The organism is Saccharopolyspora sp. NPDC002376 (assembly GCF_053593195.1).
The window spans coordinates 26,081-43,673 of sequence record NZ_JBSFBZ010000028.1 but is presented as its reverse complement, the minus strand read 5'-3'; the positions used below and the strand labels follow the sequence as shown (position 1 = coordinate 43,673).

Genomic DNA, 17,593 nt, shown 5'->3' with positions numbered 1-17,593 from the left:
ACCCGGCGCTCCACGCCGCGCTCATGTCGTGCTCTCCGGTGATTCACCGAGTGCCGTCAGGGCCACAGCTACGGCTCGTTCGGCCATCGTCGGCATGCGTTCACGGGCGAGAGCCTTCAACTCAGCAGCAGCGCGGTCCGCCGATGCGGCAGTGCGCACCGATTCCGCCGCGGACTGCCGGTACGCCTCGGACACGACCGCTGCGCGCGCCTCGGCCGCCCGCGCCCCGGAATCGGCAACGATCGCGTCCGCCTGCTCCCGCGCCCGCTGCCAAACCAGCGCGGCAGCCTGCCGCCCCGCCGCACGTATCCGCTCCGCCTCGGACTCGGTGTCCGCCAGCAGTTCGAACACCGGTGCCAGCTCGGCGGCCAACTCCGCGACGCGGTCGGCGGGCACGCCTCGACGAGCCGCCGCGCCCGGCGTGCCCGCCGGGCGGAAGCGCTCGAAGAAACGGCGAAGTCGCAGCATTCCGTGTCCCCCTCACACACGGCCCCGCCCCACCGATGGTCGCTCAGACCACCCTCCTGCGCATTCCTCGGACCACCGTTCATCCACCTGTCCGGCCGCGACGGAGGAAGTACTTGCGCAGCTCGTCGGCTCCCCAGACCACTGTGGGGAAGGCGATCAGCAGCAGGAGGTCGTCGGCCGAGGGCGGCGCGGTGCCAAGCAGCACCTGCAACGGCGGTGCGTAGACAAAGACGGCGGCGAGGGCGATCTCCCCCACGATCGCGGCCAGCAGGTAGGGGTTGGACAGCACGCCGACCGAACGCAGCGAGGCGCTCTGGGTGCGAACGGCGAACGCGGTGCCGATCTGACCGGCGATCATGCCGAGGAAGGCCATGGTCGTCGCCTGCTGGTACGCGTGGTGCAGCGGTTGTCCCGGGTCGACGACGGCGCCGGGGTGCCATCCGGCCTTGACCAGCACGTAGAAGAAGCCGCCCATCTGCATGGCCGCCACGACGAGTCCGAGGAAAAGCCACGCGCGCAGGAGCATCGGCGGGCGGATCACCCCTTCCGCCCGGGGTCTGGGCGCCCGCTGCATGATCCCCGGCTCGGCGGGCTCGCGGCTGAGCGCCAGCGCGGGCAGCGTCTCGCTGCCCACGTCGAAGGCGAGTATCTGCAGGATCGTCAGGGGAAGCGGGATCGCACCGCCGCTGAGTGCGAAGACCAGGAACGGCACGGTCTCCGGCGTGGCGTGGGCGAAGATGTAGATGATGAACTTGCGGACGTTGTCGTAGATCCGCCGACCAGCGCGGACCGCGGCGACGATCGACGCGAAGTTGTCGTCGGTGAGCACCATCGTCGCGGCCTCCCGCGCGACGTCCGTGCCGGAACGCCCCATCGCCACCCCGATGTCGGCTCGGTGCAGCGCCGGCGCGTCGTTGACCCCGTCGCCAGTCATGGCGACCACGTGCCCTTGCTCGCGCAACGCGTTGGCGACGTGCAGCTTCGCTTCCGGGGATGCGCGGGCGAAGATGACCTCCGGTTCGCTGCGCAGCAAGGCGTCCAGCTCGACGTCGTACAGCTCGGCGCTGACGACCGCAGGGTGCTCACCGGTGATGCCCACGCGGCGCGCGATCGCCACAGCCGTCTTCGGGTGGTCACCGGTGATCACGATGATGCGGATACCGGCCGTGCGGCAGTGCGCGACCGCCTCGGCGACACCGGCTCGCGGCGGATCCAGCATGGCGACCAGGCCGACGAAGCAGAGCTCGCGCTCGGCGTCGCTTCGCCGGTGCGGCGGCCGCTTCCCAGCCGGCAGCGCGCGCTGCGCCAGCGCCAGGACCCGAAGTCCGTCGGAGGCGAACCGATCGACCTGACCTGTGATGCGGGATCGCTCGGCGGAGTCGAGCGGGACTTCGCTCCCCCGTTCGTCCAGCCAGGAGGTGCACAGCGGGACGAGCGCTTCCGGTGCGCCCTTGGCGTGCACGGCCAGACCGCCGTCGTGCACGTCGATGGTCGACATGAGCTTCAGCTCGGGGTCGAAGTGGAACTGCCAGCGGCGCATCGCTTCGCGCTCGGCCACCGCGGTGTTCACCCCCACCTCGCGTGCCGCCTCGAGGAGCGCGACCTCGGTCGGATCCCCGCTTGGCTGCTCGCCGTCGGACAACCGGGCGTTGTTGCACGCCGCGGCGACGCGGCCCACGGCCCGCACCGCGGAGTCGGGCTCCGGTCGGCCCGTGTTGAGGTCGAGCTGACCGGCAGCCGTCCAGACCGCGGTGGGGTGCATCCTGTTCTCGGTCAGCGTTCCGGTCTTGTCGGTGCAGATGACATCGGTCGAGCCCAGGGTTTCCACTGCGGACAGCCGCTTCACCAACGCCCCGTACGACGAGGCCAGGGCACGCACCGCGACGGCCAGAGCGAGCGTGATGACCGGCAGCAGCCCCTCCGGCACCATCCCGGCCAGCAGTCCCGCGGCGAAGACGAGCGAATTGACCATCGACAAGTGCGCACCGAACGTGGCCAACGGGATGAACGCCAGGACCAGCGCCACCGACACCGCTGCGATCAACCACGCCACCCGGCGAACCTGCCGCTCCAGCGGACTCAGCTCCTGCTCCACGCGCTCGGACAGCGCGGCGATCCGCCCCAGCTCGGTGTGCGCGCCGGTCGCGTAGACCACGCCGTGCGCCTCTCCCCCGGTGCAGTTGGTCCCGCTGAAGACCAGATCGTGCGCCGCGAGCACCGGAACGTCGACGTCGAGCATCGACGCCGAGCGCAAGGAAGGCACCGATTCGCCCGTCAACGCCGCCATGTCGACCTCGACCGAGCCCGCCAGCAGCCGGATGTCGGCGGCGACGCGATCCCCTTCCTGGACGACCACGATGTCGCCCGGCACCAGCTCCGCTGCGTCAACCAGCAGGGGCGAACCGTCGCGCACCGCCCGGGCCTGCAATGGCAAGTACTTCGCCAGGGCTTCGACGGCCCGCTCGGCCTCCACCTCCTGCACGAAGGCGAACGCCGCGTTGAGCACGATGATCAGGAGCACCGCCGCCGCGACGACCTGCGAACCCACGATCCAGAGCAGAGCCGTAGCCAGCCACAGCAGCAGCGCCAGTGGGTGGGTGAACTGGCGTGCCAGCTCCCCCGGCCACCGCAGCCCGCCCCGCCGTTGCAGCTCGTTCCGCCCGTACTGCACTAGGCGGCGCTGCGCTTCCGCGCTCGTCAACCCCCTGCGCGAGCTGCGCAGGTCGCGCAAGAGCAGCTGCGCGGCCTCCTCGGGATCCAGATCAGGCGGCCGCACCCACGAATCGTGCTGGCTCTTCATCAATTCCCGACCAACTGCGCTCGACGAACCCAGCCCCGCATCCATGCTCGCAAGCACCCCTGCGCACACCAGAGCCGAACGCCACCACACCACCTGGCGTATCCACCGCGCTGGGCGAGACTGGAAGACCTCAGTGCAACCGCACACCGGGGTGTCCGTGATGGCTGGATTCGAATCGCTGTACCGGCACGGTTTCGCGCGGGTCGCCGTGGGCGTACCCGTGGTCGGCGGCGCCGATCCCGAGCTCAACGCCGACCGCACCATCGAGCTGGCACGACGGGCGGCCGCCGACCACGCGGTGCTCGCGCTCTTCCCCGAGCTCGGCCTGTCCTCCTACAGCATCGACGACCTCGTCCACCAGGACGCGCTGCTGGACACCGTGCTGTCCGGGCTCTGCCGGGTGGTGTCGGCCAGCGGCGAACTGGACAGCGTGCTCGTGGTAGGTGCGCCGCTGCGCTTCGGCGATCGGCTGTTCAACTGCGGGGTGGTGATCCACCGAGGTGCGGTCGCCGGTGTGGTCCCCAAGAGCTACCTGCCCACCTACCGGGAGTTCTACGAGAAGCGCTACTTCGCCGCCGCGCGCGATGCCCTCTGCGGGCACGTGACCTTGTTCGGCGACGACGTGCCGTTCGGCAACGACCTGCTGTTCGACGCGCCGCGGCTGCCCGGGTTCACCTTCCACGTCGAGATCTGCGAGGACCTCTGGGTGCCGGTGCCGCCCAGCACCTGGGCCGCGCTGGCCGGAGCCCACGTGCTGGTCAACCTCTCGGCCAGCAACATCACCATCGCCAAGGCCGACTACCGGCGCCAGTTGTGCGCCGCGCACTCGGCGCGCTGCATCGCCGCGTACCTCTACGCCGCGGCCGGTCCCGGCGAGTCCACCACGGATCTGGCGTGGGACGGGCACGCGCTGATCCACGAGAACGGCGCGGAACTGGCCGAGAGCGACCGCTTCAGCCTCGAAGCGCAGTTGGTCACCGCCGATGTCGATCTGGAACGGCTGGTGCAGGACCGGATGCGGATGACCAGCTTCGCCGACGCCGCGCACGACCACCAGGACCACGTGCGCGCCCTTCGCCGCGTGCACCTCGACCTCGCCGCACCGGCGAACTCCGTCGTGCTGCGCCGCGAAGTGCCGCGGTTCCCGTACGTGCCCTCCGATCCGGAGACCTTGGGCGAGCGGTGCCGGGAGATCTACCACATCCAGACCCAAGGTCTGACCCGGCGACTGGCTGCGACCGGCGGCGACAAGGTCGTGATCGGCGTTTCCGGCGGACTGGACTCCACCCAGGCGCTCATCGTGGCCGCGCGGAGCATGGACCGGCTCGGGTTGCCCCGCCGCAACGTCCTCGCGTTCTCGCTTCCCGGATTCGCCACCAGCGAGCGGACCCGCCGCAACGCGCACCGCTTGATGACCGCGCTGGAGGTCACCCCCGGTGAGATCGACATCCGCCCGTCGGCGACGCAGATGCTGCGCGACCTCGACCACCCGGCGGCGCGCGGCGAACCCGTCCACGACATCACCTACGAGAACGTGCAGGCCGGCGAGCGCACGTCCCACCTGTTCCGGCTGGCCAACCAGCACGGCGCCCTCGTGGTGGGCACCGGTGACCTCAGCGAGATCGCGCTGGGCTGGAGCACCTACGGGGTCGGCGACCACATGTCGCACTACAACGTCAACGCCTCGGTGCCCAAGACCCTGGTCCGGCACCTTATCCGCTGGAGCATCGACACCGGGCAGTTCAGCGGTACCGCCGCCGAAACCCTGAGGTCCATAGTGGACACGGTGATCTCACCGGAACTCGTCCCCGCCGAACGGCCGGGAACGGGTCAACCGGAGCAGAGCTCGGAGTCGGTCATCGGCCCCTACGAGTTGCAGGACTTCCACCTCTACCACCTGCTGCGCTTCGGCTACCGCCCCAGCCGCATCGCCTACCTCGCGCACCACGCGTGGGGCGATCGAGACCGGGGCAGCTGGCCGCCGCTGATCTCGCCGGACGAGCGCAACGAGTACGACCTGCCCACCATCAAGCACTGGCTGGCCGTGTTCCTGCACCGGTTCGTCCGGAGCAGCCAGTTCAAGCGCTCCGCACTGCCCAACGGCCCCAAAGTCGGCTCCGGTGGCGCGCTGTCACCTCGCGGCGACTGGCGCGCCCCCAGCGACGCGACCGCCCGCACCTGGCTCGACGAGCTGGACCGCAACGTCCCCGGCTGAAGGTGCCCGGTGGACACCACGACCGCCCTGCTGCACTTCGCCACCGCGCTGGCGATCGGGCTGATGCTGGGCTTGGAGCGCGAGCACAGCACCGCCGGGCAGCCGGTGCGCCCGGCGGGCTCGCGGACGTTCTCGCTGCTGGGTGTGGCCGGGGCGGTCGCCGCGGCCATCGGCCCGGCGGTGCTGATCGCCACCCTCGGCGTGACGAGCGCGCTGGTCATCGCCTGGTACGTGCTGACCGCGCGGACCGAAGGCGCGGATCTGGGCGCGACCACCGAAGTCGCGGCCATCGCCACCGTGCTGCTCGGCGCCCTGGCCTGGACGCAGCCGACCTGGGCGGTGCCGATCGCCGTCGGTGTCGTCGCGCTGCTGGCCGCCAAGCGCCCGCTGCACCGGTTCGCGACGCGGCTGATCAGCGACCAGGACATCGGCGATGCGATCCGCCTGTTCGTGGTGGCGTTCGTGATCTACCCGCTGCTGCCGGACCAGCCGCTCGGCCCCTACGGCGCGCTCAACCCGTCCCGGATCTGGTTGCTGGTCATCGCGATCACCGTCATCGGCTGGGCCGGGTACGTGGCCGTGCGCGAGCTCGGAGAGCGCCACGGACTGCTGGTCGTCGGATTCCTGGGAGGGTTCGTGTCCGCCTCAGCCACCACCGTCGTGCTGGCCAGGCGCACCGATCGCGGCGTGCGGACAGCAGTCCTGCCCGCGGTGCTCGCCGCGAGCGTGGCCACCCTGGTGCAGCTCGTCCTGCTGACCGCCGTGGCCAACCCCCAGGTCGCCGTCCGGCTCGTCCCCGCGGCGGTCGCCGGTTCCCTGGTTCTGCTCGTCGAAGCCGGCTTGCTCCTCCGCTTCGCCCGCTCCGCCGACCAGGACTCCAGCCAGAACGGCGGAGGCGGGGAAAGGCCGCGCTCCGCGTTCCAACGACCGCTCTCGCTGCGAATCACGCTGTCGCTGGCGCTGCTCCTGGTGCTGCTCCTGCTGGCCACGCGCGCAGCGGCCGACCTGATCGGTCCGCAGGGCGTGATCGCCGCGGCGTTCGTGGGCGGGCTGGCCGACACCCACACCGCGGCGGTCGCCGCAGCATCGCTGGCCGGCACCGTCATCCCGATGCACACCGCTGTGCTCGGCGTCAGCGCAGCGCTGCTGAGCAACACGCTGATCAAACTCGTCCTCGCAGCAGTGTCCGGTGGGCCGCGCTTCGCGCTCCGGCTGGCGGCGCTGCTCCTGCTTCCCGCGGCCGCGGTCGCCGTCGGGATCGTCGTGACCGGCTGACCGCCCGGTAGGAGCGAGCGGATGTGGGTACTCCGCGAGCACGCCGATTCCGGGTGTGGAGCCGCCATGGTCGCAACCAGCATCGATCCGAACCTCCACCGCGCAGTGCTGTTCGACATGGACGGGGTGCTGACAAACACGGCGCGGCTGCACTCCGCGGCGTGGCAGGGCCTGTTCGACCAGTACCTGGCCAAGCGCGCCCCGAACCCGTCGGAGGACCACCGCCCATTCACCGACGGCGACTACCTCCACCACGTCGACGGCAAGTCTCGCGTCGATGGTGTGCTGGACTTCCTACGCTCCCGCGGGATCTGGCTGCCCCGCGGCGATGTCGGCGACGAAGCCGGGGATGAAACCGCCCACGGCCTGGGAAAGCTCCAGGACGCGCATTTCCTGGCCGCTCTCGACGCGCAAGGCGCCGAAGTGTTCGACGACGCCATCGCGCTCGTCGAATCGCTGCACCACCACGGCATCCGGACGGCCGTGATCTCCGCGAGCCGCAACTGCGCCCGCGTGCTCGAGCGAGCCGGCATCGGCCACTTGTTCGGCGTCCGCGTCGACGGCGTGGTCGCAGCGGAGCTCCAGCTGCCCGGCAAGCCCGATCCCGCCCTCTTCCTCGAAGCCGCTCGCCGACTGGGCACCCCACCGTCGCGTGCAGCGGTGGTGGAGGACGCCGAAGCAGGTGTGGCGGCTGCCCGCGTCGGCGGCTTCGCGCTGGTCATCGGCGTCTCCCGCACAGGTCTGCCGAGCCGGCTGGTCGACGCCGGGGCGGACGTGGTGGTGTCCAGCCTGGCCGACGTCACCGTCGCGGCGTCCGAGCAGCGGCGGCTGTCCGAGGTCCCCGACGGGCTCGAGCACTGGGACGAGATCGTCGCCCGGCTGCGAGGTCGCCGCCCGGTGGTGCTGCTGGACTTCGACGGCACCCTCGCACCGATCCGCAAGGATCCGGCGGAGGTCTCGCTGTCGGTGCGGACCCGGTCCGCGCTGCAGGACCTCGTCCGCCACTGCCCGGTGGCGGTGATCAGCGGTCGCGACCTCAGCGACGTGCGCAGCAGGGTGCGGCTCGAGGGCCTGTGGTACGCGGGAAGCCACGGGTTCGAGCTGGTCGGCCCCAACGACGAGCCGGTCGCGCAGGAGGCGGGTGAAGCCGCGCTGCCCGATCTCGACGTGGCCGAGCAACGCCTGTCCGATGCACTGGAACCGGTGGCCGGGGCGCTGGTCGACCGCAAGCGGTTCGCGCTCGCCGCGCACTACCGCAACGTCCGCCCGGACGAAGTGGACCGGGTGATCACCGCCGTGCGGCAGGTCGGTTCGGAACTCCCCGGCTTGCGGGTCGCCCACGGCCGCAAGGTGGTCGAGCTGCTGCCCGACATCGACTGGAACAAGGGCCGGGCGCTGCGCTGGCTGCTGGAGCGCAGCGGGCTGACCGAGCTGGTGCCGGTCTTCGCCGGAGACGACTACACCGACGAGGACGCGCTGCGCGAGATCCACGACGACGGTCTCGGCATCGTCGTCCTCAGCGCCGAGCACGGCAACCGCCTGACCTGGGCGCACTGCAGCGTCGCCGGCACGCGTCCGCTGATCGAGCTGCTGTCCCGCATCGCACCGCCGGAAGCGGCATGAGTTCCTGGCAGTTCGGTTTCCAGGGCTTCGATCCCGACGACGAGGGGCGCCGCGAAGCCCTGTGCGCGCTCGGGAACGGCTACTTCGCCACCCGAGGTGCCGCACCGGAATCCACGGCCGACGACGTGCATTACCCGGGAACCTACGTCGCGGGCTGCTACAACCGGCTCACCACCGAGGTCGCCGACCGGGAGGTGGAGGACGAATCGCTGGTCAACATGCCGAACTGGCTGCTGCTGACCTTCCGGATCGACGACGGTCCGTGGTTCGACCTGGCGCGGGTCGACGTGCTCGACCACGAGCAGGAGCTGGACCTCGAGCGCGCGATCCTGGTGCGCCGCCTGCGCTTCCGCGACGAGCGGGGGCGCACCACCAGGGTCGTGCAGCGCCGTTTCGTGCACATGGCCGAGCAGCACCTCGCCGGCCTGGACACCACGTTGGTCGCCGAGGACTGGTCCGGGAACGTCACGTTCCGCTGCGGCATCGACGGGCGCGTGACCAACGGCGGTGTCGACCGCTACCGCCCGCTCAACTCCCAGCACCTCACCGACCACCGCACTTTCGAGTCCACTTCGGACACCGTGGTGCTGCACGCGCGGACGTCCCAGTCCCGCGTTCGCGTCGCCGAAGCCGCACGCGCACAGGTGTTCGCGGGCGGCGAACCGGTCGACGCCGAACGCTCGTTGATCCAGCAGAACGACCTGATCATCCACGACATCACGGTCCACTTCGGACAGAAGTCCGAAGTCCGCGTCGAGAAGATCGCCTCGGTGCACGCCTCGCGGGACGCCGCCTCGACCGAACCGGTCGTCGAAGCCGTGGACGGAGTGCGCTGCGCTCCGGGCTTCGACGAGCTGTGCCGGTCGCACGCCCTGGCGTGGTCCCGGCTGCACCGCGAATTCCACTGCGGACTGTCGATGAGCGAGGACGCGCAGCGGGCGGCGCGGCTGAACCTGTTCCACCTGCTGCAGACGATCTCGCCCAACAGCAGCGATCTCGACGTCGGCGTGCCCGCGCGCGGGCTGCACGGCGAGGCCTACCGCGGGCACGTGTTCTGGGACGAGCAGTTCGTGCTGCCCACCCTCACCCTGCGCCGCCCGCTGCTGGCCCGATCGCTGCTGATGTACCGCTACCGCAGGCTCGACCGAGCGCGCCGCGCGGCCGCGGAAGCCGGGCTGTCCGGGGCGATGTTCCCGTGGCAGAGCGGCAGCAACGGTCGCGAGGAGAGCCAGCGGGTGCACCTCAACCCGCGCTCGGGTCGCTGGTTGCCCGACCACACCTACCTGCAGCGCCACGTCGGCATCGCCATCGCGCACAGCATCCGCCACTACCACCTGGCCACCGGCGACGACGAGTTCCTCAGCGAGTTCGGCGCGGAGGTGCTGCTGGAGATCACCCGGTTCTTCGCCGCGCTGACCCACTACGACCGCAGCCGGGACCGCTACGTCATCCGCGGCGTGGTCGGCCCGGACGAGTACCACACGGGATACCCCGGGCAGGAGCGTCCCGGCATCGACAACAACGCCTACACCAACGTCATGACGGTCTGGCTGTGCCGCACCGCCGCGCAGGTCCTGCGCGAGCTGCCCGCCGAGCGGCATCACGAGCTCGTCGAGCAGCTCGACCTGCGGCACGGCGAGATCGACCGGTGGAAGCGGATCGCGCAACGGATGTACGTGCCCTTCCACGGGGACGGCATCATCAGCCAGTTCGAGGGCTACGACCAGCTCGCCGAGCTCGACTGGGCGGCCTACCGGCAGCGCTACGGCGACATCCAGCGCCTGGACCGCATCCTGGAGGCGGAGGGCGACGACCCGAACCGCTACCAGGCGTCCAAGCAGGCCGACGTGCTGATGCTGTTCTACCTGCTGTCGGCCGACGAGCTGGCCGAACTGCTCGGCGGTCTCGGGTATCCGATGCCCGCCGACACCATCCCGAACAACATCCAGTACTACCTGCAGCGCACCAGCCACGGCTCGACCCTCAGCGCGGTGGTGCACGCCTGGGTTCTCGCCCGCAGCCGCCGGCACCGGGCACTGGAGTTCTTCGACCACGTGCTCGCCGCCGACATCCACGACACCCAGCGCGGCACCACCAGCGAAGGCATCCACCTGGCCGCCATGGCTGGTGGCGTCGATCTGCTGCAGCGCTGCTTCGCCGGCATCGAAGTCCGCGAGGGCGCGCTGCGCCTCAACCCGCTGTGGCCGACCGAACTCGGCGATCTGGAGCTGACCATCCGCTACCGCGGCCAGCCCCTGAGCATCACCGTCACCGGCCGCACCGCGACCGTGCGAACCGCGCCCGGACCTGCCCGCCAACCCATCACCTGCGCCTGCGGTTCCCGGACCGTCCAGCTCGGCCCCGGCGAGACCGCGCGGTTCTCGCTCGAACAACAGCCCTGGAAGGGCGACGCCGCCTGAAAACCCGTCCCTGAGGCCTTGGCGTCAGCTGTGCAGGTGCGCTGGTTCTCCGGTCAGCTGTTCCACATCCGTCGCCGCCGCGCGCAGCAGGTGGTGGGCCAGCTCGAACAACGCGCGTGCCGCAGCCAGCTCGGCGCCGATCTCCGGCACGTTGGTGTCGTCGGGATTGCGCTTGGCCACCCCCTTGCCTTGCAGATCGGTCGCATCCCGCGTGCGCAACCGCGCTTTCGCGAACGTGCGGTCGTCCTCCTCCGTGAGGTCGATGTCGACCGACCAGCGCTCTGTCTCCAGCATCGCGCACCTCCTCGTCACTCCGATCGGACCTGCCGCCCGGAGCACGCGAACAGCGCTGCGGCGAGGACCCCGGACACCAGGAACGCCGCGGCTTCTCCCAAGGAGAGGGAAACCAGGGCGAGGAAGGCCGCCACCGCACCGAGCGCCCGGGCCAGCGTGAACCACGCCAGGACGCGCACCACCGAGTGGGCTTGAGCCATCCTGCGCGAGAACTCCGGGTCTTCGGAGCGCAACCGCCGCTCGATCGCGTCGAAAAGACGTCGTTCGTGACGCCGCAGCATGGGAACCTCCAAGCCGACGAGCGCGAGAACCTTGCGACAAAAGCATCCCGAGCCGACGAGCAGACCCAACAGAGCCGATGGACCCGGCGATCGGGCGAACCCGCTTCCGCATCCCCACTCCCCCACCACTCGGATCGACATCCCACGGTGAACCGCGCGCAGTTCTCGACGTCAGAGTCCAACGGCCCCGTCTGCCGGCGCCGGTCCGGGTACCCGAGGTGGCACCCAGTTCGTCGGCAGCGGGGGTCGGCATGCAGTCAGGTGGACACGTGGTCATCGGGGTGGACGGCTCCCCGGAATCGCTGGCAGCCGCCGAGTGGGCTGCCGAAGAGGCCGGACTCCGGCACGCCGCGCAGGTGCAGTTCGTGATGGTGACCAGCGATCGGCTGGCCGACGACGAAGCGTGGGAGACCGTCGGCCCGGTCGCGAACCGGTTCGCCGCCCAGCGGTCGGACGTGGAAGCGGCGTCGAAGGTCGCTCATGGCGACCCCGCGGAGGTCCTGGTCCAGCTCTCTGACAGCGCGGAGCTGATCGCGGTCGGCTCGCGCGGGCGCAGCGCCCTAGCCGCGACCCTGCTGGGCTCGGTCAGCGCCAAGGTGGCCGCGCACGCGCGGTGCCCGGTCGTGGTCGTCCGCCAGAACCCCCGCACCGGTCCGGTCGTGGTCGGACTGGACAACTCCCCGCACAGCCGTGCCGCGCTGCGGTACGCGCTGGATGCCGCGGCCCGGTACGAGTGCGAACTCGTGGCCATGCAGGTGTGGGAGTACGTGGAGCCAGCACCGATCGTGCCTCCTCTGGAGCACGAGCTAGTCGAGCTGCGCGACGAAACGCTGCGCGGCCTCGCCGAGCAGCTGTCCGGCTGCACCGAGGCCTACCCGAACGTGCCGGTACGCAGGATCGCGCAGCGAGGGCACCCGGTGGCCGAACTTGCCGCCTCGAGCGAGGAAGCACGTCTGCTGGTCGTCGGGCACCGCGGTCGTGGCGGGTTCGCCGGGCTCCTGCTGGGCTCGGTGGCGATGGGAGTGCTGAACCGCGCGCAGTGCCCGGTCGCCGTGGTCCGAGACGCGAAAGACTGAGGAGTTCGCCATGTCTGCTGTCGTGGTGGGTGTCGACGGTTCGGACAGTTCGGCCCGCGCGGCCGAATGGGCAGCGGAGGAAGCCGATCGCCGGCACGCCCCGCTGCACGTCGTGATCGCCAACGACGACCCGGCGCGCGCTGAGCACGCCGAAGACACCGTGCGCCGGACCGAGGCGAAGTGCCGCACCAACCACCCTCAGTTGGAGGTGACCTCGGAAGTCCTACCCGGGCATCCCGTGGAGGCGCTGTTGCGCCAGAGCGCCGCAGCAGAGCTCGTGGTCCTGGGAGCTCGTGGGCTGAGTGGTTTCGCCAACGCGCTGCTGGGTGGGGTGAGCCTCGGCGTCGCCACCCGCGCTGCTTGTCCGGTGGTCGTCGTGCGCAAGGACATCCCGGTGACCGTGGGCCCGGTGGTGGTCGGTGTGGACAGTTCGCGGTGCGGCCGCGTCGCACTGGAATTCGCGTTCGCCGCCGCAACCCGGCTCGGGGCGGATCTGGTCGTGCTCCAGGTGTGGCACGAGGAAGCGCTGCTCGCCGCGCCGCTCTCACCCACCGACCGCGACGAGGTCGAGCGCAACATCAGTCTGTCGCTGAACCAGGAAACCGCGGACCTGCGCGAGAAGCACCCGGAGATCGCGGTCCGCGAAGTCGTGCGACACGGACACCCGGTGGCCGCGTTGACCGACGCCGCCCGCGATGCGCGCTTGCTCGTCGTGGGGCACCGCGGCGGCGGTGGCTTCGACGGTCTGTTCCTCGGTTCGGTCGCGGCGGGCGTGCTGCACCACGCTCCGTGCCCGGTGGCCGTCGTCCGCAACGCAGCGGCGGATTCTTGACTGCTCACCCGGCGCGTAGCACTGCGACCGGGCATTGGGCCCGGTTGACGACCGCGTGGCTCACCGAGCCCAGCAGTGCGCGGCGGATGAGTCCCCTGCCGTGGCTGCCCACCACGACCAGTGCCGCGTCCTGCCCTTCCCGGAGCAGGGCATCCGCGGGCTTCTCCGGGCTGACCGCGCGCCGGACCCCGACGTCGGGGTAGTGCTCGCGCCAGCCGGCCAGGCACGAGGCGAGCACTTCCATGGCTTCTTCCCGCACCTCGCCCCACGGAAGCTCCCAGCGCTCCACCCTGGTGAACGGATCCAGCGGCAGGTCGCTCCACGCGTGCACCGCGACCAGCGCGCTTCCGTGGCGCGAGGCGAAATCGTAGGCGAATCCGATGGCCTTCCGACTCGCCGCCGACCCGTCCACACCCACCACGACGGGGTGGGAATCGGACTGCTCGCGCACACCTCTCACGACCACCACCGGAGCCCCGGTGCGGCGGGTCAGCAGCTCCGCCGACGTCGAACCCAGCACACCCATCTCCACCTCGATGCGCGGCCCGCCCAGCACCAGGAGCTCGGCGTCGCCCGCCAACTCCGCCAACGTCTCGGCCGGGTCCCCGAACAGCAGCTCGTCGCGCACCTCGAGGTCCGCGTCGATCTCCCGGCAGCCTGCGACGAGCGCACCGAGTTCCCGCCGCAGCAGATCCCGCAAGGGCTCCAGCACATCGCCCTCGCCCGGCACGACGATCGGGACGTGGTCCTCGAACGGCCAGGTCAGCACGTGCACCAGCTGCAACGGCAAACGGCGGCTGGACGCCTCGCGGGCCGCCCACCACACCGCTCGGCGGGACGGTGCCGACAGGTCGTAGCCCACCACCACCGGTTTGCGTCCGCTCTTCGCCATCCCGAACGCCCCCTCCCGCACCGCTGCACCGGGTCCAGGCTGCGGCAACCGGCCGGTGCGGGATCAGAGCACTTCGTCACTCGTGCTGCTCGAGCCGGGGCCGTTGGGCCCTGCCCGCACGCGTGCGCAGCAGGCATGGTGACGACATCCAGCCTGCGAACCAGGAGGTGCGGATGTCAGCGTTCTCCGCCGCTTTCGGTCTGACGCCCGGTCAGGTCGAACAGGTCGTCCGGCTCGCCGGGATGGCGCCGTCGCTGCACAACAGCCAGCCGTGGCGGTTCCGGATCATGCCGCACCTGATCGAACTGCACTCGGACCCGAAGCACCGGCTGCCGGCGGCCGACCCGGAGGACCGGGAACTGCGGTTGGCCTGCGGGGCCGCCCTGTTCAACCTCCGACTCGCCTTGGCGCAGGCGGGAATCCACCCGCTGGTGACCCTGCTGCCCTACCTGGGCACCGCTACCGCGCTGGCGGAGATCCGCAGCGGCGGGCACGAGCCTCCGCGCCCCGACGACGTGAAGCTGTACGAAGCGATCCCCCAGCGGCACAGCCATCGGCAGCCGTTCCAGAACACTCCGGTCTCGACCGAGGACCGGCACCTGCTCGCCCGTGCTGCGCAAGAGGAGCACACCTGGTTGCACCTGGTTCAACCCGGTCAACTGGGTGAGCTCGAAGGACTGGTGCACCGGGCGCACCGCGTGCAGATGGCCGACGAGCGGTTCCAGGCCGAGCTGGCGGCGTGGATCGGCCGCGGCGAGGACAGCTCCGAAGGCGTGCCGTTGTCGGCGGCCGGGCCCAAGCCGGGGCCCCAGGACCAGTGGGTGAACCGCGATTTCACCGCCGGGCGGGGCGAACGCGCGTCGGGGACGAAGTTCGAATCCCACCCGCTGCTGGTGCTGCTGTGCAGCCGCACCGCCGATCAGGAGGCCGAACTGCAGTCCGGGCAGGCCTTGCAGCGGTTGTGGTTGACCGCGACCGCGCGGGGGCTAGCGGCTTCGATGATCTCCCAGGTACTCGAAGTGCCGGAAACCCGTCAAGCGGTCCACGACCTGGTCGGCAGGCATGCCGCACCGCAGGCGCTGCTGCGTATCGGGCACGGGACCGCGACCACCGCTTCGCCGCGCCGCGAACCCGCTGCTCTGCTCATCAACGGGCCGGCAGAGGACTGACCACCGCGCGGAGAGCCCTCACGGCACGCGGCTGAGCCCGTACTTCGCTTTGAGCGAGTCCTGCACCTCCTCGGTGAGCCTGGCCAGTGCCGGGGACCAGCGCACCTCGACCGGCGCGGGATCGGTGAGCGAACGTGCTGCTCCGGGCAGCCACCGCAGGTCGTGTTCGAACCGACCACGGGCCACCGCGACCGGATCGAGCTCGCCCACCGGTTCGCCACCGCGCATGACCGGGCGCAGGAGCGGCTCGCGACCGGCCGGGGGTACTTCCGCGCGCAGGGCGAGCAGATCGGGCTGTCCGGGCTCGCCGCGGTAGACCTGTTTGGCGGCGGGCGCGGTCCGCTTGCCCGCGGACAGCTTCATCACGGGAGATCCCTCGTACTCCACCAGTTTGAAGGCGCTGTCCAGGGACGGCGCGTCCGCGGAAACGCCCATGCGGGTGCCGACGCCGAAGATGTCGATCGGCGCCGCCGCGAGGTCGGCCAACGCGTGTTCGTCCAGGCCACCGCTGGCCATGATCCGGGCGCGCGTCATCCCCGCGTCGTCGAACATCCGACGGGCTTCGACCGCCAGCGCACCGAGATCCCCGGAGTCCAACCGAATGCCGACTTCGCTGCGCGCGGGAAGCTCCCGGGCGACCTCGATCGCAGTGCGCACCCCTCGAGCGGTGTCGTAGGTGTCGACCAGGAACACCGCTATATCGGGGAAATCGGCTGCGAAAGCGCGGAATGCAGAGCGCTCGTCGGGGAAGGCCTCGACGTAGGAGTGCGCCATCGTGCCGGTGGCCAGGAGCCCGAACTCGCGCGCCGCTGCCACGTAGCTGGTGCCCGCGAACCCGGCGATGGCCGACGCACGCGCGACCGCACGCGCCGCTTCCAGACCGTGCGTGCGCCGAGCGGCGAAGTCGATCAGGTCCGCCTGCGGAACGGCGAGGTGGCACCGCGCGGCTTTGGACGCCACTGCCGTCTGGAACGTCGCGAAGCTCAGCATCGCGGTCTCCACCAGCTGCGCCTCCGGAAGCGGTGCGGTGACCTCCAGGAGCGGCTCACCGGCGAAGACCACCCGACCTTCCGGAACCGCCCACACCTCACCGGTGAACCGCAGTCGCCCCAGCGCGGCCAGATCGGCCTGCCGCAGGCCCACGACCTCTCCCAGGTAGGCCAGTTCCGCATCGCCGAAGTGCAGGTCCTGCAAGAAGTCCAGGCAGTCGGCCAGCCCAGCGGCCACCAGGAAACCCCGCTCGCGCGGCAGCTTCCGGACGAACAGGCTGAACGTGGCCGGGCCGCACATGCCTCGGCGCAGGTAGCTGACCGCCATCCGGATCTCGTAGAGATCGGTGCACAACCCGGCCATGGCGCGTGCGGGACGGTCGTCAGGGAGCCGGTTCCGCGTCTCGTTCACCTGCGTTCCTCCGTCCCCGGTAGAAGGCGACGTCCTCGCCGTGGTGGGTTTCGCCGACGATGGCCACCGGGCAGTCCGCGCGGTGCAGGGCGCCGTGGGCCACCGAACCGAAGCCGATCGTCGTGCTGCGGTGCCCGAGGACCAGCAGCTGCGCCGACGCCGCAGCACGGCTCAGCTCGGCGGCCGGATCGCCGCAGCGAACGTCGATGCCGAGCTGCACTTCCGGGTACCTGGTCGTCCAACCGGTGAGGGACTCGCCCACTCCGCTGCGCACTTGCTCCACTGTGGAGCATTCCGGAACTGCGCTCCTCGTCAGGGAATGCCTACCAACGACCGGTTGCCACACGTGCACCGCGAGCAACGAGGTACGCCGGATCGCGGCCTCGGCGAAGGCGAACGGGACGGCATCCGCCCGGTAGGCCAGGTCCGTCACCCCGAGCACCACCGGGCCCAGCGCGAAACTGGTCCTGCGCTGCGGCACGACCACCACCGGGCAGCTCGACCGTTCCGCCACCACCCGGCTCACCGACCCGAGCAGCGTCTCGGCCACGGCCCCGCGGCCGCGCGAGCCCACGACCAGCAGCTGCGCGTCGGCGGACTGCTGGACCAGCGCATCCGCGGCGAAACCGGAAACCACGGCTCCGGTCACCTCGAGACCGCGGTAGTCGCGGCGACAATGCTCGACGGCGCTGCGCACCACGGCCCAGGCCTGCGAGGTGACCGAGTCCTCCACGGTCACCAACCACAACGGCGCACCGCGCAGTGCCGCTTCGGCCGCCGCCCACATCCCAGCGGTCACCGACTCCTCGGACCCGTCGATTCCTGCGAGCACGCGTCGCATTCGCCC

14 protein-coding genes are annotated in these 17,593 nt (G+C 70.9%); 7 read left to right on the top strand and 7 right to left on the bottom strand.

What is annotated here, in order from left to right:
* Positions 1–21: 21 nt before the first annotated feature.
* Both ACWCO2_RS19770 and ACWCO2_RS19765 read right to left on the bottom strand, forming a co-directional pair.
* Positions 22–468, bottom strand: a complete 447-nt coding sequence (locus ACWCO2_RS19770; protein ID WP_450129196.1) for a hypothetical protein — start codon at positions 466–468, stop codon at positions 22–24.
* A 79-nt stretch (positions 469–547) separates the two neighbouring features.
* Positions 548–3,268, bottom strand: a complete 2,721-nt coding sequence (locus ACWCO2_RS19765) for a cation-translocating P-type ATPase (RefSeq protein ID WP_450129195.1) — start codon at positions 3,266–3,268, stop codon at positions 548–550.
* Positions 3,269–3,428: 160 nt separating this feature from the next.
* On the opposite strand from ACWCO2_RS19765, the gene ACWCO2_RS19760 reads away from it, so the two are divergent.
* The 4 genes from ACWCO2_RS19760 (at position 3,429) to ACWCO2_RS19745 (ending at position 10,801) form a co-directional block, all read left to right on the top strand.
* Positions 3,429–5,483 carry an NAD(+) synthase gene (locus ACWCO2_RS19760; protein WP_450129194.1) on the top strand — a complete coding sequence of 685 codons (2,055 nt, stop codon included), beginning with the start codon at positions 3,429–3,431 and terminating at the stop codon, positions 5,481–5,483.
* A 9-nt stretch (positions 5,484–5,492) separates the two neighbouring features.
* A complete protein-coding gene (locus tag ACWCO2_RS19755) occupies positions 5,493–6,758 on the top strand; it encodes an MgtC/SapB family protein (RefSeq protein WP_450129193.1) in 1,266 nt (421 codons plus the stop codon).
* Between the two features lie 66 nt (positions 6,759–6,824).
* A complete protein-coding gene (gene otsB / locus ACWCO2_RS19750; RefSeq protein ID WP_450129192.1) occupies positions 6,825–8,381 on the top strand; it encodes a trehalose-phosphatase in 1,557 nt (518 codons plus the stop codon).
* Complete coding sequence (locus ACWCO2_RS19745; protein ID WP_450129191.1) at positions 8,378–10,801, top strand: glycoside hydrolase family 65 protein; 2,424 nt, start codon at positions 8,378–8,380, stop codon at positions 10,799–10,801. The genes otsB and ACWCO2_RS19745 overlap by 4 nt, the downstream gene beginning before the upstream one ends.
* Before the next feature lie 24 nt (positions 10,802–10,825).
* Here ACWCO2_RS19745 and ACWCO2_RS19740 read toward each other — a convergent pair whose 3' ends face one another.
* A complete protein-coding gene (locus tag ACWCO2_RS19740; protein ID WP_450129190.1) occupies positions 10,826–11,095 on the bottom strand; it encodes a DUF1876 domain-containing protein in 270 nt (89 codons plus the stop codon).
* Between the two features lie 14 nt (positions 11,096–11,109).
* Positions 11,110–11,376: a DUF3040 domain-containing protein gene (locus ACWCO2_RS19735; protein WP_450129189.1), complete on the bottom strand. Its 267-nt coding sequence runs from the start codon at positions 11,374–11,376 to the stop codon at positions 11,110–11,112.
* Positions 11,377–11,627: 251 nt separating this feature from the next.
* On the opposite strand from ACWCO2_RS19735, the gene ACWCO2_RS19730 reads away from it, so the two are divergent.
* Positions 11,628–12,452, top strand: coding sequence for a universal stress protein (locus tag ACWCO2_RS19730; protein ID WP_450129188.1), 825 nt, complete (start codon positions 11,628–11,630; stop codon positions 12,450–12,452).
* A 10-nt stretch (positions 12,453–12,462) separates the two neighbouring features.
* On the top strand, positions 12,463–13,284 hold the full coding sequence (locus ACWCO2_RS19725; protein ID WP_450129187.1) for a universal stress protein: 822 nt from the start codon (positions 12,463–12,465) through the stop codon (positions 13,282–13,284).
* Between the two features lie 4 nt (positions 13,285–13,288).
* Here the strand turns inward: ACWCO2_RS19725 and ACWCO2_RS19720 are convergent, their stop codons facing one another.
* Positions 13,289–14,176: a universal stress protein gene (locus ACWCO2_RS19720; protein ID WP_450129186.1), complete on the bottom strand. Its 888-nt coding sequence runs from the start codon at positions 14,174–14,176 to the stop codon at positions 13,289–13,291.
* 173 nt (positions 14,177–14,349) lie between these two features.
* On the opposite strand from ACWCO2_RS19720, the gene ACWCO2_RS19715 reads away from it, so the two are divergent.
* Positions 14,350–15,345, top strand: coding sequence for an Acg family FMN-binding oxidoreductase (locus ACWCO2_RS19715; protein ID WP_450129185.1), 996 nt, complete (start codon positions 14,350–14,352; stop codon positions 15,343–15,345).
* A gap of 18 nt (positions 15,346–15,363) precedes the next feature.
* Here ACWCO2_RS19715 and ACWCO2_RS19710 read toward each other — a convergent pair whose 3' ends face one another.
* Both ACWCO2_RS19710 and ACWCO2_RS19705 read right to left on the bottom strand, forming a co-directional pair.
* Positions 15,364–16,746, bottom strand: coding sequence for a nicotinate phosphoribosyltransferase (locus ACWCO2_RS19710; RefSeq protein WP_450129184.1), 1,383 nt, complete (start codon positions 16,744–16,746; stop codon positions 15,364–15,366).
* Positions 16,718–17,587, bottom strand: a complete 870-nt coding sequence (locus ACWCO2_RS19705; protein ID WP_450129183.1) for a universal stress protein — start codon at positions 17,585–17,587, stop codon at positions 16,718–16,720. The genes ACWCO2_RS19710 and ACWCO2_RS19705 overlap by 29 nt, the downstream gene beginning before the upstream one ends.
* Positions 17,588–17,593: the final 6 nt, after the last annotated feature.